This is a genomic window from Clostridium subterminale (genome assembly GCF_039521425.1).
Taxonomy (GTDB): domain Bacteria; phylum Bacillota; class Clostridia; order Clostridiales; family Clostridiaceae; genus Clostridium_J; species Clostridium_J subterminale.
The window spans coordinates 121,639-145,282 of record NZ_BAAACI010000008.1 but is presented as its reverse complement, the minus strand read 5'-3'; the positions used below and the strand labels follow the sequence as shown (position 1 = coordinate 145,282).

At 30.5% G+C, this 23,644-nt stretch carries 18 protein-coding genes; 17 read left to right on the top strand and 1 reads right to left on the bottom strand.

The window, feature by feature from the left end; translation table 11 throughout:
• The first annotated feature begins 135 nt into the window (after positions 1-135).
• The 11 genes from ABDZ93_RS17175 (at position 136) to ABDZ93_RS17125 (ending at position 15,875) form a co-directional block, all read left to right on the top strand.
• Entirely contained in the window at positions 136-1,665 is a 1,530-nt protein-coding gene (locus ABDZ93_RS17175) for an ABC transporter substrate-binding protein (RefSeq protein WP_343827735.1), read from the top strand.
• The gene (locus ABDZ93_RS17170) at positions 1,662-3,482 is read left to right on the top strand and encodes a sensor histidine kinase (RefSeq protein ID WP_343827732.1); all 1,821 of its coding nucleotides are present in this window, start codon (positions 1,662-1,664) and stop codon (positions 3,480-3,482) included. The genes ABDZ93_RS17175 and ABDZ93_RS17170 overlap by 4 nt, the downstream gene beginning before the upstream one ends.
• Positions 3,469-5,073, top strand: a complete 1,605-nt coding sequence (locus tag ABDZ93_RS17165; protein ID WP_343827731.1) for a response regulator transcription factor — start codon at positions 3,469-3,471, stop codon at positions 5,071-5,073. The genes ABDZ93_RS17170 and ABDZ93_RS17165 overlap by 14 nt, the downstream gene beginning before the upstream one ends.
• 280 nt (positions 5,074-5,353) lie before the next feature.
• Positions 5,354-6,850, top strand: a complete 1,497-nt coding sequence (locus ABDZ93_RS17160) for a sugar ABC transporter ATP-binding protein (RefSeq protein WP_343827730.1) — start codon at positions 5,354-5,356, stop codon at positions 6,848-6,850.
• Positions 6,851-6,863: 13 nt separating this feature from the next.
• Entirely contained in the window at positions 6,864-7,880 is a 1,017-nt protein-coding gene (locus ABDZ93_RS17155) for an ABC transporter permease (protein ID WP_343827905.1), read from the top strand.
• A gap of 68 nt (positions 7,881-7,948) precedes the next feature.
• Positions 7,949-8,935, top strand: a complete 987-nt coding sequence (locus ABDZ93_RS17150; protein WP_343827729.1) for a sugar ABC transporter substrate-binding protein — start codon at positions 7,949-7,951, stop codon at positions 8,933-8,935.
• Positions 8,936-9,164: 229 nt separating this feature from the next.
• Positions 9,165-10,202, top strand: coding sequence for an NAD(P)-dependent alcohol dehydrogenase (locus ABDZ93_RS17145; RefSeq protein ID WP_343827728.1), 1,038 nt, complete (start codon positions 9,165-9,167; stop codon positions 10,200-10,202).
• Positions 10,203-10,227: 25 nt separating this feature from the next.
• Positions 10,228-11,742 carry a xylulokinase gene (xylB, locus tag ABDZ93_RS17140; RefSeq protein ID WP_343827726.1) on the top strand — a complete coding sequence of 505 codons (1,515 nt, stop codon included), beginning with the start codon at positions 10,228-10,230 and terminating at the stop codon, positions 11,740-11,742.
• A gap of 211 nt (positions 11,743-11,953) precedes the next feature.
• Complete coding sequence (locus tag ABDZ93_RS17135) at positions 11,954-13,627, top strand: LytS/YhcK type 5TM receptor domain-containing protein (protein WP_343827725.1); 1,674 nt, start codon at positions 11,954-11,956, stop codon at positions 13,625-13,627.
• Positions 13,628-13,631: 4 nt separating this feature from the next.
• The gene (locus ABDZ93_RS17130; RefSeq protein WP_343827724.1) at positions 13,632-14,333 is read left to right on the top strand and encodes a LytR/AlgR family response regulator transcription factor; all 702 of its coding nucleotides are present in this window, start codon (positions 13,632-13,634) and stop codon (positions 14,331-14,333) included.
• Between the two features lie 105 nt (positions 14,334-14,438).
• Positions 14,439-15,875, top strand: coding sequence for a carbon starvation CstA family protein (locus tag ABDZ93_RS17125; RefSeq protein ID WP_343827723.1), 1,437 nt, complete (start codon positions 14,439-14,441; stop codon positions 15,873-15,875).
• Between the two features lie 216 nt (positions 15,876-16,091).
• Here the strand turns inward: ABDZ93_RS17125 and ABDZ93_RS17120 are convergent, their stop codons facing one another.
• A complete protein-coding gene (locus ABDZ93_RS17120) occupies positions 16,092-17,417 on the bottom strand; it encodes an MATE family efflux transporter (RefSeq protein WP_343827722.1) in 1,326 nt (441 codons plus the stop codon).
• 571 nt (positions 17,418-17,988) lie between these two features.
• On the opposite strand from ABDZ93_RS17120, the gene ABDZ93_RS17115 reads away from it, so the two are divergent.
• The 6 genes from ABDZ93_RS17115 to ABDZ93_RS17090 all read left to right on the top strand — a co-directional run bounded on the left by ABDZ93_RS17115 (position 17,989) and on the right by ABDZ93_RS17090 (position 23,599).
• On the top strand, positions 17,989-18,924 hold the full coding sequence (locus tag ABDZ93_RS17115; RefSeq protein ID WP_343827721.1) for a DUF5692 family protein: 936 nt from the start codon (positions 17,989-17,991) through the stop codon (positions 18,922-18,924).
• 127 nt (positions 18,925-19,051) lie between these two features.
• Positions 19,052-19,426, top strand: a complete 375-nt coding sequence (locus tag ABDZ93_RS17110; protein WP_343827720.1) for a phage holin family protein — start codon at positions 19,052-19,054, stop codon at positions 19,424-19,426.
• A 156-nt stretch (positions 19,427-19,582) separates the two neighbouring features.
• Positions 19,583-20,716 (top strand): PQQ-dependent sugar dehydrogenase, encoded by a 1,134-nt coding sequence (locus tag ABDZ93_RS17105; protein ID WP_343827719.1) that lies wholly within the window; start codon positions 19,583-19,585, stop codon positions 20,714-20,716.
• Positions 20,717-20,917: 201 nt separating this feature from the next.
• Positions 20,918-21,523 carry a methyltransferase family protein gene (locus ABDZ93_RS17100; protein WP_343827718.1) on the top strand — a complete coding sequence of 202 codons (606 nt, stop codon included), beginning with the start codon at positions 20,918-20,920 and terminating at the stop codon, positions 21,521-21,523.
• A gap of 873 nt (positions 21,524-22,396) precedes the next feature.
• Positions 22,397-22,960, top strand: a complete 564-nt coding sequence (locus ABDZ93_RS17095; protein ID WP_343827717.1) for a GNAT family N-acetyltransferase — start codon at positions 22,397-22,399, stop codon at positions 22,958-22,960.
• A 24-nt stretch (positions 22,961-22,984) separates the two neighbouring features.
• Positions 22,985-23,599, top strand: a complete 615-nt coding sequence (locus ABDZ93_RS17090; protein ID WP_343827716.1) for a GNAT family N-acetyltransferase — start codon at positions 22,985-22,987, stop codon at positions 23,597-23,599.
• Positions 23,600-23,644: the final 45 nt, after the last annotated feature.

Genomic DNA, 23,644 nt, shown 5'->3' with positions numbered 1-23,644 from the left:
GGGTTCTTTTTAAATATTTTTTAATTGAGTAGCATTTTTATAAAAAAATAGTGATTTAATCATTTAAATATGTAGAATTATTATGTATAATGTAGCTAAATGGAATAGTATTTCATATAACAACGGAAGAGGAAGGTGATTATTATTAGGAATAAAGGAATATATATTTTCATTGTAATTATGGTTGCAGTGATGATTTGCTTTACTACTTATAGCGAAAACATAATAATGGCTAAGGCTAAAGATGATGAATTAATTAATAATAAGCTTAAAGCGCCTTTTTATCCATGGGATAATGAATTACCTAATATAGAAACACCAGAAGGATTTGATTGGAGAGAATTTCAAGGTACTACCTTAAATTTTGTGGTAGAAAATAATATAAATGCTAATATTCTTTCTAGGGAATGTAGAAACTTTACCGAGAAAACTGGTATTAGAGTAAATATTAGACCAATGGATTATACTACAATGATAAAAAAGATAAACAATGATTTTATATCTGAGAGAGGAAAGTTTCAACTTGTTTATGTAGATCCATATCAAACTCTTAACAGGTTTTACAATAATCTAGAGGATTTAAATTTATATAATAATGATCCTAAGATGCCTCATATACCAGGTGGAATGGAGGATTTCTTTGATAATCAAGTAAATATTTTATCCTATTTTGGTGATAAGACTAAGTTATGTGCTATACCTTTTGATACTACAACTATGATTTTCTTTTATAGAAAAGATATTTTTGAAAAATATAGAGATCAATTTATGGCTGCGAATGGATTTGATTGGACTCCAGGAGGAAAAGATTTTACTTGGGAAAGATATTGCATTGTTTCCAAGTGGATCGATGAAAATGTTCCAGATGAAGAAGTTAAATATGGAAGTGCACAGATGGCTCAACTGCATAATTCAGTATATTGTGATTTTTCTAATGTCCTTGCATCCTATGGAGGAAATTATTTTGATGATCCCTATGTTAATACATTAGGAGTAGAAAACCCTAAAATGATTTCAGTACAAAATGATAGATTTGAAGATGGATTAAGTATGTACAAGCAAATGGTAGAAGTAGGGGCACCAGAGAGCATTAATTGGAATTGGACAGATACTGCAGAGGCATTTAAAAATGGTGAAATTGCAATGATGGCAAACTGGGATGAGAATGGGGCTGTAGTGGAAAATCCTAATATATCTAAGGTGGCAGGTAAGGTTGGCTATAGCATATTGCCCTATGGAGATGTAAGAAGTGCAAATATATATGGAGGAGCAGGCATAGGTATTAATAGCAATGCTACAGAAATTGAAAAGAAGGCTGCCTGGTTATTTATAGTTTGGGCTACAGCTCCGCAGACACAAAGTATGGTTTTATGGGAACCTGAGGGTGGAAGCATGCCACCAAGAAAATCTGTATATAATAGCAAGGATGTACAGAACATCATAGAGAATGTAAAAAGTAGTACAAATGAAATAAGTAATTTAAATCACTTACCTGCACTATTAGAGGTTTGGAAAGAGGATAATGTATATTTTAGATCTAAGATAAGTAATTTCTATTTTGTAGAACAAATAATTATTAACAACGTAAGAGATATGGTTAACAATGATTTGGATCCTAAGGTGGTAGCAGATAAAATATTTGAAGAGTTGAGTTTACTACAATGAAGAGTGGAGATAAAATGAAAGCCTCTTGGATTAAAAAGAGCTTTAGAAATAAGTTATTAGTTATTTTTATTCTATTAATATTTATACCTATTGGATTTATATATATTATTTATAACAATGTGATGAAATCTATTATTACTACAAAGTATAGTGAATCTGCAAAACAATCTGTATATGAGGCAGGAAGTAATATTGATTTCATAATTGATAGCATTGCAGACTTATCAGATATGGTTGTTAATAATAGAGATTTTATAGAAAACTTGAAAGATTCATCAATGCAAAGTCATGAGGACGTAAATAATATACTGAGGAATTTTTGTACTACAAATGAAGAGGTGGAAAGTATAACCCTTATAACTAAAGATAAAACTTATGATGTGGGTGCTATTAAAACTTATGTGCAAGAGGAAATTGATATTAATAATATTAATAAAACACATGGAGAGTTAGTTTGGTTTGATACAATTCCTGTTAGAGTTAAGATATTGTCGGGAGAAATTCCTAAGAATTATTTTTCTTTAGGAAGAAAGGTAATAGATTTAAATAGCTTAATGGACATGGGAATAATATTTATAGATATGGATGAAACAATATTAGAGGATTCTTATAAAAGTCTTATCACAGAAGAAAGTAGCGAATTATTTATTTGTAATTCCAAAGGTCAGATTATTAGTCATTCCAATAAGGAAATCATAGGGAAGAATATTGGAGATAAAAATTATGCATTAGAAGTGCTATCATCCAATAAAGATGTGGGTTCAATAGAGTTTACCGATGATAATATTGAAAAGGTATGTATATATTCAAATATTCCCTCGGCGAATTGGAAAATTGTAAAGATTATATCTAAAGAATATCTATACAAAGAAATTACAAATATGCAACGATATATGCTTATAGGTGGAACAATCTATGTAATTATAACTATACTAATTTGTTTATTCTTTTCGTCACAAATTTCAAGGCCTATGGTGAGTATGAAAAATATGATGAAGAAGGCTGAAGATGGAGATCTAAATGTACGCATAAATGTGGATAGAACTGATGAGCTAGGGGAACTTGGAAATAGTTTTAATAATATGATTGGAAAGATGAATGAAGTTGTTGATAAGCTAGTGGAAGAGGAAAGATTTAAAAAAGAATTAGAACTTGAGACATTGCATGCACAAATTAATCCACATTTCTTATATAACACTTTAAATACTATAAAATGGATGGCTAAGATACAGGGTGATAAATCTGTAAGTAATGCAGTAACTTCTCTAATAAAACTCTTAAGGGTAAGTATAAACTTAGGAAAGGAAATGATCACTTTAGAGGATGAGATAGATTATGTTAGAAATTATATAAACATACAAAACTTAAGGTTTAATGAAAAAGTTAACATTATCTATAACATTGATGAAGAATGCCTTAAGTGTACAATACCTAAACTAATTTTACAGCCCATTGTAGAAAATTCCTTGATATATGGTATTAGGGAAGATGAAGAAGAGGAACCATTAGAAATATCTATAAAAGCATGTATAGAAGAGGATAATTTAATTATTCTTGTAAAAGATAATGGACCAGGAATTAGTGATGAGGATATAGAAAAAATCTTTAGTAAAGAAAAGGATGTAAACAAATTTAGTAAAGTTGGATTAAATAATGTAAATCAAAGAATAAAGCTCTATTGTGGCGAAGAATATGGAATTAACATAGGAAATAGAAGTAAACTAGGTACTTACGTTAAGGTAGAGGTTCCTAGAATTATAATGAGTAAATCTGCTGGTGACTTTTTAATAGATAAAGAGGGTGATGAAAGTATATAAGGTTTTAATTGTAGATGATGAGGTTCTTGTGAGAGTAGGGTTAAAATCCACAATAGATTGGAATAGCATAGGCTTTACAGTTATAGGTGAGGCTCCAAATGGTGAAAAGGCATATGAGATGTATAAGCTATATAACCCAGATGTGATTATAACAGATATAAAAATGCCTAAGAAGGATGGCTTATGGTTAACCAAAGAAGTAAGGAAAGAAGATAGCTTAACTCAAATACTTGTGTTGACCTGCTATGATGATTTTACAAATGTAAGACAAGCATTAAAGTGCGGAGCTAATAATTATATTCTTAAGTCAGAGGTAGAGGATGAGGAACTAATAAGTACCATGCTAGAGGTAAAGAGAAATTTAGATGATATGGATAATGGAGAGTTAGGTAAGGATAAGGCTAGTGAAACTTTAATGAAGACTAAAAATCAGCTTATAGAGTATCTTATAGATGGTTCAAGTTCCTTTGAAGAGATAGACCTTGAGGGGTTTAAACAGGTGGATTTTAATATTAATGGAGGGAAATATTCTATTTTAGGTTTGTTTCCTGAATCAACGGATATAGCTATTTCTATTGAAGGAAAAGAAAGTAAAAATGTGAAAAATGCTATGATAGAGATTATAACATGGATATTTTCTAAAGAGAAAATACAATGTCTTGTAAAGGGACAGGGAGATGGGTTTTTATATTTCATTTCCAAGGAAGATATTAAAAATAGTGAGGTACAGGAGGTAATTAAATATATAAAAGCCACTGTAATTCAATACTTTAATATTAAGTTAGATGTAATCTATACGCCTATATTTGATAATCTTAGGGAATTTCCAAATAAATTTAAGGAATCTGTGGAAAGAAGTAAAGACATATTCTATTTACCCTTAAGTTCTACATTAGAAACAAGGGCAAATAGAGAACTTAAGGATATAAATATGTTGAAATTCGAAAAGCATTCCAAGGGTGTTCTTATAAATTTTATAGAAGAAGGAAGCATAGAGGAAGGCAAAAATTATATTCTTTATATAGAGAAGGAAATAAAAAGTTGTAAAATATCAGAGTTAACATGTAAGCTTATGTACTGCAATATTGTTGTTAGTATACTAGAGAAGTATGAGGAGTACTTTGAAGGAAATGATTATGAGACTTTATATCAGGGGTATTACAATAAAATTATGGATTCTACTAAAATTATGTTTATATCAGAATTAATGTGTAAGTTTATAGATGAGATATCTCAGTTAGTTTTACGAATAAGGGATGATCAGAACTCTAAATATATAATAAATAAAGTTGTTGAGTATATTGAGAAAAATTATTCAAGCAAAGTTACATTAGAAGATATAGCTGTTCATATTAATCTATCTAAACAATATATATCATTTTTATTTAAAAAGGAGACAGGGATAAATATTTCTTCTTATATTATCAATCTTCGTATAGATAAGGCAAAGGAAATGATTATTAAAGGTGAAGATAGTATGAAAGTGATTTATCAAAAGGTAGGATTTACGGATCAACAGTATTTTTATAAGACTTTTAAAAAGGTAACAGGATTAACTGTAGGTCAATACAAAGATAGCATACAAAAATAAATAAAGTGTAGCACATAAATACTATTTAACTATGTTAAGTAGTGTTTTTTTTATAAAATAGTAGTATTAGCGAGAAAAATGTTGAAAAATATATAAATATGTTACACAACTATATTAATATATTACACAAAAAAATTAATATATTGCACAAAAAACTTTGTGAAAAATTAGGTAAGAATAATTTACACAAAACCAAGGTTATTTTCCATTATGGGTTAATAACTTTTTTATTATAATTAAGCCATAGATTGAAATTAAAAGTTTACAAGGGGGGATAAAGGTGGAGAGCAATATACCAAAGCTAGAATTAAAAGGTATACAGAAATTTTTTCCTGGGGTAACTGCATTAGCTAATGTAAGTTTTTCCGTTAAAAAGGGAACAGTTCATGTGCTTTGTGGAGAAAATGGAGCAGGAAAATCTACACTTATGAAGATAATAAATGGAATATACCAGCCTGATGGTGGAAGCATTCATATAGATGGTAAAGAAGTTAAGATACAGAATCCTATTGAAGCTCGTAAGCATGGTATTTCTATGATATTTCAAGAGTTAAATTATATACCTGAAATCACCATAGAAGAAAGTATATTTTTAGGAAGAGAGCCAGTAAATAAACTGGGGAAAATCAATTGGAAGAAGATTAGAAAAGATACAGAAGAACTACTAAAACAAGAAAATTTACCATATTCTCCAACAACTCAGTTTAAAGATCTTACAGTGTCAGATATACAGATGCTAGAGATACTAAAGGCTATGTCCTATAATTCAGAGGTTATTATTATGGATGAGCCTACATCTGCAATTACTAGAAAAGAGGTAGGAGTTCTATTTGAAAAAATTGCTGAGTTAAAAAGTAAAGGTGTTAGTATAATATACATATCCCATAAGATGGAAGAAATCTTTAAAATAGCTGATGAAATAACAGTTATAAGAGATGGAGTTGTTATTGATACTAAGCCAGCCAGTGAACTAGATATAGACAAGGTTATTTCTCTTATGGTAGGTCGTAAAATTACTAATGCTTACCCTAAGGAAGATATTAAAATTGGAGAAACCATGTTAGAGGTTAAAGGATTAACTGATGGTAAGTATTTTGATGATATCAATTTCCATGTAAAAAGAGGAGAAATTGTAGGTTTCGCAGGTCTTATGGGAGCAGGTAGAAGTGAAGTGGCTAGAACAATATTTGGACTAGATCCATACCTTTCAGGTGAAATTAAAGTCAAGGGTAAGGAAGTAAAAATTAAAAATGTAAAAGATAGTATTAATAATGGCATTGTTATGCTGTCAGAAGATCGTAAGAGATATGGAATTGTAGGAATTAGAAGTATAACTGAAAATGTATCCATATCTAATTTAGAGAAATTCTTTTATAAGGGTCATCTCCATAGTAAAAAAGAGATTAGTAGTGTATCAAATATATGTGAAAGAATGAAGGTTAAAAGTCCTAATTTAGAAACCTCCATTGATTCTCTAAGTGGAGGAAATCAGCAAAAGGTAATATTTGCAAAGTGGATGCTTAGAAATCCAGATGTTCTTATACTTGATGAGCCAACAAGAGGAATCGATGTAGGAGCAAAGTACGAAATATATAAACTTATAACAGAACTTGCAAAAGAAAACAGAGCAGTATTAATAATAAGTTCCGAATTGCCAGAACTTATAGGTATGTGCGATAGAATCTATGTTATGGCATCTGGAAAAATAACTGGAGAAATAGATAGAGAAAACGCAACACAAGAAGCTATTATGAAATTAGCTACAAGGGGGGAATAGAAGGATGAAGATGATAGATGTTAGACATAAATGGTCAAGAACCTCAAGTAAATATAGTATTTACATTGTATTACTTGCTATGTTTATGGCATGTTCTTTAATCAGTCCTGTATTTTTATCAACAGAAAACTTAACAAATATATCAAGACAAATATCTATAACAACTATTATTGCTTTTGGTGAAACAATTCTAATTATATGTGGTCTTATAGATTTATCAGCAGGTTCAGTTCTGGCTTTGTCAGGTTTGCTTTCCGTTGCTGCTTTTAAGGCTACGGGTTCTTTAGAAATAGCAGTGCTAGTTGGAGTACTTGTAGGTGTTCTTTGTAACTTTATTAATGGGATAATGGTAACTAAGTTTAAAGCACCTCCATTTATTGCCACATTAGCTATGCAAACTGTAGCAAGAGGTGCAGCTCTTTTATTTACTAATGGACAAAATATTTATCAAATAGGAGACTTTATTGTCCTAGGACAAAATTCTATAGGGTTTATTCCGATTCCTGTAATATTCATGGCTGGAATTACTCTTTTGACTTGGTACATTTTAAAACATACAAAGCTAGGTAGATGTGTTTATGCTGTAGGTGGTAGTGAAGAGGCTTCAAGAGCTTCAGGAATAGATGTAAATAAAACTAAGATGAAAGCTTATCTTATAAATGGTATATTTGTTGGAATTGCAGGAGTATTATTTATGTCTCGTGTTAACGCTGGACTTCCTAATGCAGGTATAGGAGCAGAATTTGAAGGAATGACAGCCGCAATAATTGGTGGAACAAGCTTCACTGGGGGAATTGGAACTGCAGGTGGAACTCTTGCAGGGGCATTCATTATGGGATTCTTAAACAATATAATGAACCTAGTAGGAATACAATCTTATATGCAACAAGTAGTAAAGGGAGTAATTATTGCTTTTGCAGTAATTTACGATATAAAATCTAAAAACAAAAGAGAAAGCAGAAAACTAGGCAGTATTGATGATAAAACCAAAGGTAAAAACGTAGTAGAAAGCAAAGCAACTTCTGTTTAATCTAAATCAAGTTAAAGTAAAAATTAAAATAAAATCAAAAATAATATTATTAGGGGGAGACAATTGCTATGAAAACAAAAAAAATATTAGCTTTAGCCATGTCATCAATATTGGCACTATCACTTACGGTAGGATGTTCTAATACTACAAAGAAAGAGTCAGCTGCAGATGGTGAAAAGACTTATAAGGTTGCATATATTGCAAGAGCACAAGGAGATTCTTTTGCTGCCTGGCTTGCAAATGCAGTAAAGGATGAAGTAGCTGCAAACTATAAGGACGTACAGGTAGATATATTTGATGGAGATAGTAAGAATGAAGTTATAGCATCTCATATTGAGAATGCAGTTACAAAACAATATGATGCGATTCTTCTTCAACCATTTGATTCTGAAGCACAAGTAGCACCAGCTATGGCAGCTATGGACAAAGGGGTTAAGGTTATTACAGTAAATAACCGTATTAATGATAATGATAGAGCAGCTGCAGTAGATGCAGATCCAGTTGATCAAGCTGCTAAAAATGCAAAGCTAGCTTTAGAACAGGTCCCTAAAAATGGAAAAGTTGTAGTTCTTATGGGACCAGCAGGTAACATGCATTCTGATAAGAGACGTGAAGGATGGGAAAAAGAGTTCTTTGCTAAGAGACCAGACGTTAAAATCTTAGATGAGCAAATTGCAAACTGGAACAAAGATGAAGCAATGAGATTAATGGAAGACTGGATTCAAACTCATGGAGAAATTGATGCAATAATATCTATGAATGATAACATGTGTGTAGGAGCTCTTGAAGCAGCTAAAGCAGCTGGAAAGACAAATATATTATCTTATGGTGTTGATGGAACAGCTGAAGCTTGCTTAGCTATAAAAAATGGTGAAATGACATCAACTACCCTTCAAAGTGCTTACGAGCTTGCAGAAAAAGCTGTTAAGCTAACATATGATGTTATGACTGGTAAAGTAGAGCGTGATACTATAATGGTAGATTGTCCATTAATCACAAAGGATAACGCTGATGAGTTTATAGAAATTCATAAAAAAGCAGGTAATATAGACTAATAAAAAATGTAGACCTTGTACAGCTTTGTGCAAGGTCTATAGTTGAAATTAATTTAGGCATTTTCAAAAAATAAATAAACCGGAATGCTCGTCTATTTTGTGTTATACTGCGTCAACAGAACCCTTAGATAGTGCTACTATCTGCGGAACCTGTTTCATTGTCTAACTCAAAATATACTTCCAATCTTTGACTTATTATTTATTTTCAGATGCTTTAGGAGGAATAAAGATGATAAACAAGGCAGTATATATGTGTGGAACTCATAATATGGAAACAAGAGATATTGAGGTTTCAGCTCCAAAGGATAAAGAAGTACTTATAAAATTAGAATATGTAGGAATTTGTGGTTCAGATGTACATTACTATGAGCATGGTAGAATAGGAGACTTCATAGTAGATGGAGACTTTATTTTAGGTCATGAATGTGCTGGAGAAATAGTTCAGGTAGGTCCTGGAGTTAAGAATTTAAAAGTTGGAGATAGAGTTGCATTAGAGCCAGGTCAAACTTGTGGTCAATGTGAATTTTGTAAAAGTGGTAAATATAATCTATGCCCAGACGTGGAGTTCCTAGCAACACCACCATATCATGGTTCTTTAATGAACTATATAACATATCCAGAAAATATGTGTTTTAAACTACCAGACAATGTATCAACTAAGGAGGGTGCTTTAGTTGAGCCTTTAGCAGTAGGATTACATGCTGTATCACAAGGAAGTGTGAAATTAGGGGATACAGTTGTAATTTTAGGTGCAGGCTGTATAGGTCTAGTAACTTTATTAGCTTGTAAGGCATATGGCGCTACAAATGTTATTGTTGTAGATGTTATAGATAAGAGATTAGACTATGCCCTAAAATTAGGTGCAACTAAAGTTATAAATGCTAAAAATCAAGATGTATTAGCTGTAATAAATGAGATAACAAATAATGCTGGTGCAAATGTTGTTATTGAAACAGCAGGATCAGAGCACACAATAAAGCAGACACCTTACTTAGTAAAAAGAGGTGGAACTATCGTATTAGTAGGACTTGCACCAAAGGATATAATTGAGTTTGATTTCATGCAAATTATGACTAAAGAAGTTGAAATAAAAAGTGTATTCAGATATAGAAATATATATCCAGCAGCTATAGGAGCAATTTCTGATGGAAAAATTGATGTTAATGGAATAGTTACTCATGAATTTGATTTTAGTGAGACAAAGGAAGCCTTTGACTATGTTATAGAAAATAAAAATGATGTAGTAAAGGCAGTTATTAAGCTATAATAGTTTTGATTGGAGTGGCTAGAATATGAAGTACTTATTAGGCATAGATATTGGAACCTCGGGTACTAAAACAGTGCTATTTGATAGGGGAGGAAATCCTATTTCCTCTTCTACAGCAGAATATCCATTATATCAGCCAGAGATTGGTTGGGCAGAACAAGATCCATTAGATTGGTGGAAGGCAGTTTGTATAACAATTAATCAGGTTATAAAAGATAGTAATATAAATCCGGAATCCATCAGTGGTATTGGTTTATCTGGGCAAATGCACGGTTTAGTTATGTTAGATGGAGATGGCAATGTATTAAGAAAATCTATTATATGGTGTGATCAACGTACAGCTAAAGAATGTGTTGAGATTACAGAAAAAGTTGGAGAAAAAAGATTAATAGATATTACAGCAAATCCTGCCCTTACAGGATTTACAGCATCTAAAATACTTTGGGTTAAAAATAATGAACCTGAAATATATGAAAAATGTAGGAAAATATTATTACCAAAAGATTATATAAGATATATGCTTACAGGTGAATTTGCTACGGAGGTATCTGATGCTTCAGGTATGCAGCTTTTAGATATTAAAAATAGGTGCTGGTCTAAGGAAGTTCTTAATGCTTTAGATATTCCTATAGAGTATTTAGGGGATGTACATGAATCAATTGTAGTCAGTGGAAAGGTTCATAAAAAAGCTGCTGAGCTTACTGGTCTTAAAGAGAATACACCTGTAGTAGGTGGAGCAGGAGATCAAGCAGCCGGTGCAATAGGAAATGGTATTATAAAAAGTGGACAAATATCTTCAACTATAGGTACTTCAGGAGTAGTATTTGCTCATTTAGATGAACCTATAATTGATGAAAAAGGAAGAGTACACACCTTTTGTCATGCGGTACCAGGTGCATGGCATATGATGGGAGTAACTCAAGGTGCAGGACTTTCACTAAAATGGTTTAGGGATAATTTTTGTACTAATGAAATTGAAGTGGCAAAATATATGGGAATTGATCCTTATGTACTAATGACTAAAGAAGCAGAAAAAGTACCTGCAGGTTCAAGGGGAGTAATATATCTTCCATATCTAATGGGAGAACGTACACCACACTTGAATCCTAAGGCAAAGGGTGTATTCTTTGGACTTTCAGCTGCTCATACAAAAAATGAGATGCTAAGAGCTGTAATTGAAGGAGTATCCTATTCACTTTTAGATTGTATGGAAATCATTAAAGACACAGGAATGAATCCTACCAATGTGATGGTATCAGGTGGAGGCGGAAAAAGTGAGCTTTGGCGTCAAATATTAGCAGATATGTTTAACTGTAAAGTATCTACAAATAAGTCATCAGAAGGACCAGCCTTAGGGGTAGCATTGCTTGCAGGAGTTGGAACAGGCGTATACAAGGATATAAACGAGGCTTGTAGCATAGCAATTTCTGAAAATAGCATACAATATCCAAAAGAAGAAAATTCCCTAGTATATAAAAGGTATTATGAGATTTACAAGAAGATATATAATGATCTCAAGGGAACTTTTGAATTATTATAATACATTAATTGTCCTATATCTTAAGAATTTAAGAAGGAGTACCTCTTAGGGGTGCTCCTTCTTATTTGATTAACCTTTTAATATCTTTATATATTGTGGAATGTTGTATATAATATTTATAGAAACTTATTTAGATATTTGAAAAAATAATTAGTGAAATATGTAAGAGACATTTTTACAATATGTATTTAGTGGAATGGAGTTAATATTAATGGTTGAATTGCTAAGAAATCTTACTAACAACTTAGGTTATATAATTCTTATTGCTTTTTTTGTTTCAAGGGTAGGAAGCTTTAAGAAAATTGTGCAAAAGGATAGATTTAAAAAGCAAGATTTAATTGTGCTTTCAATTATTTTTGGAGCCTTTGGAATTTTAGGAACCTACACAGGAACAGAGGTTAATGGGGCCATTGCTAATACTAGAATTATTGGGGTAATGACAGGGGGAATACTATGTGGGCCTTTTGTAGGGACAATGGCGGGTATTATAGCTGGAATTCATAGATTGCTTGTAGATATTGGAGGTATTACATCGATACCATGTACAATAACCACTATAATTTCAGGAATAGTTGCAGGCACAATATATAGTAAATCAAATGAAAATAACAAGTGGTTTTATGGGTTATTTGGAGGACTTTTAATTGAAATTTTAGAAATGATTTTAATTCTTACAATGGCACATCCGTTTAGCAGTGCTTTAACCATTGTAAAGAGTATATATTTTCCTATGAGTTTTGCTAATGCTATTGGAATTGCAATTTTAATATTGATAATTCAAAAAATACTTAAAGAAAAGGAAGAAATTGCAGCAAAGCAAGCACAAATTGCTTTAGAGATAGCAAATAAGACCTTACCTTATTTTAGAGAAATGAATGAAAATTCATTAGAACAGATATGTGGAATAATAAAGGAATCAATCCATGCAGATGCTGTATCTATAACGAACAAAGAGAAAATATTAGCTCATGTAGGTGTAGGATCTGACCACCATATAAAAGGGCAGAGGATTATAACAGAAGCAACAAAAAAAGTTATTAAAGAAGGAAATTTGCTTTCTTTAACAAATGCAAAGCAGATAGAGTGTCCTAACTTGAATTGCAGTTTGAAATCTGCAATTATTGCTCCTTTGAAGGAAGGGGATGAAGTAATAGGTACATTAAAAATATATTACTGTACTGACAATGCTATTTCCTTTAGAAATATAAATTTAGCTCTAGGCTTATCCCAAATTATTTCTACTCAACTAGAAATAAGTAAACTTGGAGAGCTGAAAAATATGGCGAATAAGGCTGAAATAAGGGCACTACAATCTCAAATTAATCCTCATTTTTTATTTAATGCTTTAAATACTATAATCTCATTTATCAGATTTAATCCAAATAGAGCAAGAGAGTTAATTATAAATTTATCTACCTACTTAAGGTATAATTTAGATATAGGAGAAAATCCTGTAGATATATATAAAGAATTAGAGCAGGTTAAAGCATATGTAGAGATAGAAAAGGCAAGGTTTGGAGAAAAACTTCAGATAATTTATAATATTGAAGATGATTTAGATGTTAAGATTCCAAGTCTTATTATTCAGCCAATAGTTGAAAATTCCATAAAACATGGTATTTTGAAAGGTAAAGGCGAAGGTACAGTGACAATTGAAATCAAAAAAATTTGCGGGAACAACATTATGATAGCGATTGAAGATGATGGAGTTGGAATTTCAAAAGAGATTATAGAAAAAGTCTATGAAGGTAAAATGGAGGAAAATAAAATTGGCATCTCAAATGTTCATAATAGATTAAAATACATTTATGGTGAAGGATTAAAAATAGAAACATTGCAAAGTGGTACTAGAATCAGTTTCAATGTGAGTAAAATAAGGGAGTGATAATATGAACTGTATTATTGTTGATGATGAATCGCCTTCAAGAGAAGAACTAAAGTATTTCATAAATAATTTTAGTAATATTAAAATAGTTAGTGAATTTGATGATTCCATTAAAGCTTTAGAATACATTGAAGAAAATAAACCAGACATTATTTTTTTGGATATTAATATGCCAAAACTAGATGGCATTGCATTATGTAAAATTATTAATCACTTTCCAAAGCAATCTCTTATCATTTTTATTACAGCGCATAAAGATTATGCTGTAGATGCCTTTGAAATTCAGGCTTATGACTATATATTAAAGCCTTATTCAGAAGAACGTATAGTTAGTACATTAAAGAAAATTGAGAAACTTTCAGATAAAAAAAGTATAAACAATAAAATAACCCTTTGGAAAGATAATAAGATGATTGTAAAAAATATAATGGATATTTCATATTGTGAAGCAAAGGAACGAGAAACTTTAATTTATATAAATGGAGTACAATACAGTGTAAATTGTAGTATTTCAGATTTTTACAAAAGACTTCCCAAAGAACACTTCTATAGAAGTCATAGATCATACATAATTAATACTAATAAAATTACAGAGATAGTTCCATGGTTTAATAACACTTTTATGTTAAAACTACAAGGCGAGAAAGTTGATATACCCGTAAGTAGAAACAATATAGGTGAGTTTAAGCAAATAATGGGCATATAAAAGCACTTGATGTGCTTTTTTTGTTTTTTCATGTATGAAATCGTATTAACTCCTAAAAAACATATTATAATTTTGTTAATAAATAATTAATTAGGAGGGGTCCAAATGGTATCATTTATTTTAGCGATTATTGCTCTTATTATAGGTTATTTTATTTATGGTGCAATTGTAGAAAAAGTTTTTGGGGCAGATGAAAAAATTCAAACTCCTGCTGTAAGGTTAGAGGATGGAGTAGATTTTGTTAAAATGCCTGCATACAAGATTTTCTTAATTCAATTTCTTAACATAGCAGGTTTAGGTCCTATATTTGGTGCAATTGCAGGGGCAATGTGGGGTCCATCAGCATTTTTGTGGATTGTCTTTGGATGTATATTTGCAGGCGGAGTTCATGATTATTTTTCTGGTATGCTTTCTGTAAGGCATGATGGGACAAGCATTCCTGAAGTTGTAGGTCAATATCTTGGAAAAGGCTTTAAAAATTTTATGAGAGTGTTTTCAGTAATACTTTTAGTTCTTGTAGGAGTTGTATTTGTAACTGGACCAGCAAGTATTTTAAAAGGATTAACAGGATTAAACATTACATTATTAATATACATTATATTTGCATATTACATTATTGCAACAATAGTTCCTATAGATAAGCTTATAGGAAAGATATATCCTATATTTGGAATTTGCTTATTAGTTATGGCTATTGGTGTTGGTGGCGCCCTAATTTTCGGGGGATATAATATACCAGAAGTAATACCAGCTAATTTGATTAATATGCATTCAAACCCAGATAAAAACCCAATATTCCCAATGTTATTTATAACTATTGCTTGTGGAGCTATTTCAGGGTTCCATGCGACACAATCACCTTTAATGGCAAGATGTATAACTAGTGAAAAACAGGGTAGAAAAATATTCTATGGTTCAATGATAGCAGAAGGTGTAGTTGCATTAATTTGGGCAGCTGCAGCAATGAGCTTCTTTGGTGGAGTAGCAGAATTAAATGCTACCATGGCAATAGACGGTCATACATCAGCTTGGGTAGTAAATGAAATTTGTGGAAGCTTACTTGGAAAAGTTGGTGGATTACTAGCTATACTTGGAGTTGTGGCATGTCCTATAACTTCTGGTGATACAGCTTTCAGAAGTGCAAGATTAACTATAGCTGATATATTTAAATTTGATCAAGGACCAATTAAAAATAGATTTATAATTAGTATTCCTTTATTTGTGATTGGGTTTATATTAACTAAGATGGATTTTGGAATAGTATGGAGATATTTCGGATGGTCTAATCAAGCTTTAGCTACTATAGTATTATGGACAGCAGGTATGTACTTGGTTACTAAAGGTAAAAAACATTGGATTGCCACTATACCAGCTACATTTATGACAGCGGTATGTACATCTTATATTTTAATTGCACCAGAAGGCTTTAAGCTTTCTCAAGGTATTTCATATCCAATAGGAATTATAGGTGCAATTGTAGCAATGGTAATTTTCTTAATGGCAGCAAAAAAAGTAGAAACAAAAGTAAAAGGAAAAATGTAGAATTCCTTATAAAATAAAAAAGGCTACTAATGTAGTAAACTGGTACCTATAGAATAGACACATAATAAGTGTTTAGTTTGTAGGTACTTTTTTACGCACTTTTATAATACTATTTATGTTTTAGATTATATTACAATAAATAAAACAGTTTACTTAGTTTAAAGCTCACATATTTGAATTTCCAATTATGTGAGCTTTAATTTATGGTTTATATTTTTATATTGTAATATATGCTTTATTATATTTATTGTAGAAAGTGATTGAGAGAATTATGAAATTTATCAGTAAACCAAGGTAGATACCATATAAATTTAACTTCAATAATATTGAAAATATAAATATTAGACTTATTCCAATAAAATTAATAAGCATTGATGAAATAAACACCCATCTTTCATACCTTATGCCTTGAAGACTATACTTATAAATAGTGTTTGGTATATTAAAAACGTTAACAATCAAGGCAAGACCTATATAATTAGATGATGATTTAATTAAAATTAAATCATTAGTTATAATTCTAAAAATCCAATGATTTAATGAAAATACTATTATTGCAATTATAAAGTATAAAATCAACGTAAAAATCATGCATATTTTGGGCGTCTTATTAATTGAGGTTTTGTCACATGCTCCCAAGCTTTCGCTAACAAATGTTAGTGAAGTTTGGGAATAGGAGTACATTGGCATTAAGGCTATACTTATTATTAAGGATAACAGGTTATAGACAGAAACTTCTAAGATGCCTATATGAGATAGTATTGAATTTATAATTATTATAACTAAGGTTGATTCTAATATTTCTTGCCCCATAAGAGGCATGGAAACTTTTAAAGTATCATTAACAACTTCTTTTAAATTTATGTGTAAATCTTTTAAGAGCTTTAAAGGTTTAGTTTTAATTAAATAAATTACAATTCCTACAGCAAGTGCGAGAACAGAACCAAATGCATTTCCCTTCATACCCATTTTAGGGAAACCAAGATGTCCAAAGATAAATATATAATCAAATACTACATTCAAAACAGAGGATGTAACATTTGCATAAAGTATATATTTTGTGTTGTTAACAATTTTCAAATAAGATGAAAATGTAAAAAGTATCATATTAAGTCCTACAGAAAGACTGAATATATAAAGATAGTTTACACCTTCATTCAATATTGTACCTTTTAGGTTATAAAGATTTTGAAGAATAGTTCTGCCAAATAATAAGGTTAGAATAAAAAAGGCTAAACCAGTAACTAAGCTAATTATCAAGTTTATAGCAAAACTCTCATATAGGGCTATTGTATCTTTTTTCCCCTTGTATTTAGAACCTAAGATGTTAAAAGCAATAGAAGTCATACCAAGAACACCAGTAATACTGTTTATTGTAGATGTAATGAGAGCAACTGCACCAAAGGATTCTAAGGATATTCTTCCAACCATAGCTTGGTCACATAGTCCAATTATCATAGCTGTTACAGAGTTTAAGATTAACGGTAAAGCCATTTTATTAAACTTTTTTGAATCTATATTATTAAATTTTTCATATATCATTTTATCACCCTTCTTTTTTTATAATCTAAAAAAGAAGGGATAAACTATCTGCAAAAATCATGGGATCATCTCCTTAATTAATTTTATTTTAATATTATAGTATTATAGATTAGCATATAAATCAAATAATTGAAGTATATAGGATTAATAATCTACATGAATCTCATAAATAATGGGTAACCAAGGTAAATATGCTCATAGTTATATAGAGAAAAAGACATATATGAAACTAGGTATATATATAAATATTTATATAGGGAACTATTTATATATAAAAATATGAAACTATTTAAATAGTTGTTTTGTTCATGCGGTTTGAAGGCTTTTTAAAACAATACAATTGATAACAGAAGCAATTGATAAGGTATACCAATTTATGTAGTTAAGTTTTTTAGGTGTGGTGGGAATAGTTGAGAACTTTACAAATGTTTGACCAAAGAGTCAATATGTAATATAATTACTTAGATAACAAGTAAAGACATGATAATTACAAATATATACATGTTGAATTGTTTGTGATGGACATACATATTAGAGTTATGTCAAGTATTATTTTTAGGGGGGAAATACTATGGGTCTTTTTTATGAAACAACCAGTTTTACAGGTTGGGCCATTTGGCTTTTTATTCTTTTTGCTTTAATGGCTTTTAATGAGCTTGGTCGTTCAACAAAATGGGGCGGAATTATACTTTTTTTAATTGTTCCTATAGGTCTAACCATTTTTGTTTGGCCAACAACTGCAGCTCCAGGAAATGAATATGGCACGGGCACTTGGTTTAACTGGGTAAAAACATATTCAGCACTGGCAGGTTGTCTTGGATTTATGGCCATTCGCTATATTCCATCACTTGCTAAAAAGAAGTGGGTATTATGCTTTCCACCACTTATTTTAGCAATTAACATCCTTGAAGCAGCTATACGTGATTTTCAATGCTTTACATATGGAGCATGGAATGGAGCATATGTAGATAATCTTTGGGTAATGTCAGGACCATGGAATATTATGAATGGTATAGCTGGATTACTTAACATCATCGCCATCTGCGGATGGGTTGGCATTTTTATTTCTAAAGACAAAACAAAAGATATGATTTGGCCTGACATGATCTGGCCTTGGATCATAGCTTATGATTTGTGGAATTTTGCATACACATATAATTGTATAGCAGATCATTCATTTTATTGTGGATTGGCATTGTTGCTTTCCTGCACCATACCTGCTTTCTTTATCAAAAAAGGAGCATGGCTCCAACATCGTGCACAGACACTTGCCTTGTGGATTATGTTTATTATGACAGTACCTTCCTTTGCGGATCGTATAGCGCCCGTAGCTACTACACATAATCCAAAAGCGTTTTTTGTTTTAAGTTTATTATCCTTAATAGCAAATGTTGGATTAGTAGTTTATCAGTTTAATAAGATTCACAAAAATAAACTTAATCCACTAAAAAATGAAATCTTTGTAGAAACAAAAGCGTATAAGAAGGTCGTTGAAGAAAATAGATAATAGATTTGTCGCCATAAAATTTATATGGCGGCAATTTTTTTATAACTAGACTTTCTTGAATGATTTTTAAAATTTATGGGCATAATACCTTTAATTAATAATAATTTCTATTAAAGGAGGAATTCATATGACAGATAATAATGAGACAAAAAAAGAAAGTTCAAGTGGAAATAGTATTTTAAGATGGATAGGAAGATTGATATTAGTTGCAATTATTTTAGGGATAACATCATTTTTAACTCCAGGATTTAGCATTTATGGTTTATGGTCATATTTAATTGCAGCAGTTGTAATAACGGGAATAGATTATCTTGTAGAAGCATTTATGGGAGTTGATGCATCACCTTTTGGAAAGGGTGTAAAAGGTTTTATTATTGCAGCTGTAATAATATATTTTGCGCAATTTTTGGTGCCACATATGAGAGTATCCATCATAGGAGCAATATTAGCAGCTCTAGTTATTGGAGTATTAGACGCTGTATTTCCATCAAGAGCAATGTAATTTTTAAGTACATTTTATTAAAATGACTAAGGGAAGAACTCTAGAAATAGGGTTCTTTTTATTTATGTAAAAAAATAGATCATTAAGACAAATATATAATAATATAAATAAAGTGTGTATTGAGATGTCATTTATTTAATTTTGGAGGATAGGGGTATGAAAAGAAAGATTTACAATGTTTTATCTAATATGATATTGCGTGGTAGTAATGCATCCAAAGTGAAATCAAAGGGAGTTATATCAAGGGAATTTCCATATGAAATTGAAGTTGTTGCTGAAAATTTATATGTGCCTTGGGCTATAGATATAAGCAATGAAGGTAAACTATATTTTACAGAGCGGTCTGGAGCAATTAGAATCATTGAAGATGGTAAACTTCTTCCACAACCACTGATTATATTTAGTGCACCATTTGTAAGTCAAGGAGAAGGTGGTTTGATGGGAATTGCACTAGATCCAAATTATTCCCAAAATCATTATATGTATGTTATGCATTCATATGAAGAAGGTAATCAAATTTATAACCGTGTTGTAAGATTGGTTGAAAAGAATAACAAGGCATCTATTGACAGAGTTCTTATAGATAAAATTCCTGGTGGTCGTATTCATAATGGAGGAAGAATAAAGATAGGTCCAGATCGTAAATTATATATTACAACGGGGGATGCAGGTAATTCTGCATTGGCTCAAAATATCACAAGTACAGCAGGGAAAATACTACGAATAGAATTAGATGGTAGCATTCCTGAAGATAATCCGATTGTCAATTCACCTATTTATAGCTTAGGTCATAGAAACCCTCAAGGCTTAACGTGGAATCCAAGAAATATCTTGTATGCATCTGAGCATGGGCAGACGGCTCATGATGAAATAAATATTATACAGCCAGGAGCTAATTATGGATGGCCTCTGGTTCAAGGAAATGAAGACTCTAAGGAAGTTATAGTGCAAAAGCCATTAATACACAGCGAAGAAGAGACATGGGCACCTTCTGGTATAGCCTTTGTAGATCAAGGAATTTGGCAAGGAAGATTACTAGTTGCTACTTTGCGTGGAGAACAACTACTTACTATTTCATTGAATGGAAAAGGAACGAAAGTAAACAGTGTAGAGTCATGGTTAAAGAATAGGTATGGACGCTTACGTGATATTATTCAGGGGAAAGATGGATCAATTTACCTAACAACAAGTAATAGAGATGGTAGAGGTAATCCTAATATAGGTGATGATAGAATTATTCATCTCATTCCAATTAAGGAAACAAGTAAAAATGAGCCAAAAGACGCATAACAATTTTAACTCTACCCTTGACAATGTAATGTATAGTTTTCACCTATTGTTTTACAGGGTGTTTTTCCTTTATATAATAAATTTTTACTAAAATTTATTGACACAAATTATAGTTGAGAATATAATGTTATATATGAACAAATGAATATATATTCATATAAATAATAGTAGTAAAAAGTAATTTTTAAGGTGGGAATAATTATGGGGTTAATAGAGAGCGTTTCATTTGTATTACTATGTATATTTGGAATTTCATATATAGGAAAATTAATAATATTATCAAAGAAAAACAACATTAAAGCCAATGTTTTTGGGAAAGGTATAAAAAGTAAAGAAATTCTTATTATTGAAAAGTTTCTAAAAGCAGTGACTTTTGCAGGGATAGGGATTTGGACTTTTAGTGCCCTATTTTCATCATTTACAGAAAAGTGGTTTGTTGGACTTGGTAAAAGTTTTACAGTAAGCATTCTTGGAGTGGTTATTACATTAATAGGAGTTTCACTTTTTATATTGGCTATGGTTTTCATGAAAACTTCTTGGAGAGCAGGTATAGATAAATCAACAAAAACCTCACTTGTAACTTCAGGGCTTTACAGATTTAGCAGGAATCCAGACTTTGTTGGAATGGACTTGATGTTTATCGGAACTGCAATTACCCATTTAAATCTTATGACAGTAGTTGTGGCTATATTAGTTGTAACTGGTATACATCTACAAATACTTCAAGAAGAAAAGCATATGAAAGAAGTATTTAAAAATGAATATAATGAATATGTAAATAAGACACCAAGGTATCTATTGTTTTGAGAAGCATAAGGGTATTTGGTGATGAAGAGGAATAAGGTTAATGTTATCAGTCAGTTATATGGAGATTAGAGTAATCTAATCTCTTTTTTCATTTATTAAATAATAGATTTTAATGAAAGGTCAATTTTTATGGATATAATGTTAAAAACAAGGATGAAGAATCATGTTGTGACTTTTGAGAAAGGACCCAGGATGAAGATCAAATGCGGTGAGATTTATATATAATAACTAAGAAAATACGAAATAATAGTCATGCATATTCAATGTGAATTGCATAGATTAAATATACAGGTTTGTTGACAATATAAGTATAATAATGTAAAATATACTTAATATATTTATATGAGGACAATTGTATGAAAAAACTAATTCTAAACGTTGTAAGGTAATATAATTTAATACCAATCTTAAAAATGTTTTTTGCTTGTTGGTTATACAAGTTTATTTAGGATGTAATTTATTATTACTGTTTTTATTTACTACAGTTTTAATTATTATGCATATAAATTTGTATTATGAATAGGTCTATTAAGGTTACATTTTTGAGATAAACAATGTTAAGGAATAGTTTTTGCGTTTATACCTTTTATAAATTTATATTATTAAAAGAAATATAGTGATTTATTTATATTCTTTTAATATGCATATTTTTATAGTTGTTTGTTATTAAATGCCATACTTAACGTATGGCTTTTCTATGCAATAAATAAGCTTTTATCTATCTATATTGCATAGAATAATAATAATTCTACTAAGGTTGTAAATGAAATCTAATTTCATTACAGCCTTTTTATTTTTTGTAAGGGGTGAGTTTATGCCAATAAATTTTTAAATAGGAGAATAACAAAAAATAATAAAAGGGAGTTTTTTAATATGATTAAAAAAATGAGAATTGAAACAAATAGATTAGTAATTAGACCCTATATTGAGAATGATTTATTAGGATCTTTTCAATTAATGCAGAATAAAGAGTTATTTAAATATCTGGATATGGATGTTATGTCTTTTGAAGAATATGAAGGGTTATTTAAATGGCTGATTGATTCTTATAAAACTGGCTTTAAGGATGACTTTAAATATTCTTTTGCAATATTTTTGAAAGATACAGGTAAATTTATTGGTTGGTGTGGAGTTGGAATTCTTGATTGTTTCTATCCAGAAAAGGAGATATATTATTTGATTGGGCAAGATTACTGGGGGAATGGGTATGCAACTGAAGCTATGACTGCATTAATTGATTATTGCTTTAATACAATTAGACTTCAAAGAATTATTGCTTTAGCAAAGCCAGAAAATATAGCTTCAAATAAAGTTATACAAAAGCTCGGATTTAAATTTCAACATTTAGTTAGTGGATTATCTGAAGAGTTCGATTTCTATAATGGAGAACCATATTATTTACTTACAAAAGAAGAATATTTAGAAATGGAAAGATAATAACAAGGAAGGAATGATAATTATATGTATGAAAATAAAGTTACAAATTACGAAAATATAAGTTCAAAAAAGGTCTTTACGATAGAATGCAAGGATATTATATTAAGAGAGTTTCAATTGGAGGATTTGGATGAAATATATGCTCTTACCTTACAGCCTGAGATAACAGAATTTTTACCTGATTGGATAGCAACAAAAGAGAAACGTAGAGAATGGTTAATTAACTATGAACTTAATGAGAATAATGAGTTTTTAGAAGCGGTACCCAATGTTCCTAATATTAAAGGACATGCTCTACGATTAGGAATTATATTAAAGGAGACAAATGAGCTTATCGGTTGGATTTGTTCTGGTTTAAAAGATGAATTGCCACCACCAAATAGAGAGATAGGTTATGCTATTTCAAAATATTACAGATGTAAGGGGTATACAACTCAAGCGGTACAAGGATTAATTAAATATATGTTTGAGAATACTAATATTGATGTGTTAAATGCAACAGCATTGACATATAATACACCTTCAAATAGGGTAATACAGAAATGTGGATTTAGGTTAATGGGTAATATAGAGATTGAAAATAAAGAATATTATTATTATAAACTCAGTAAAAATGAACAAGGAAATAAAATTAAGTAATATTAATAAATTTATTGATTAAGTTATTATAGAAAGGGATTTTTA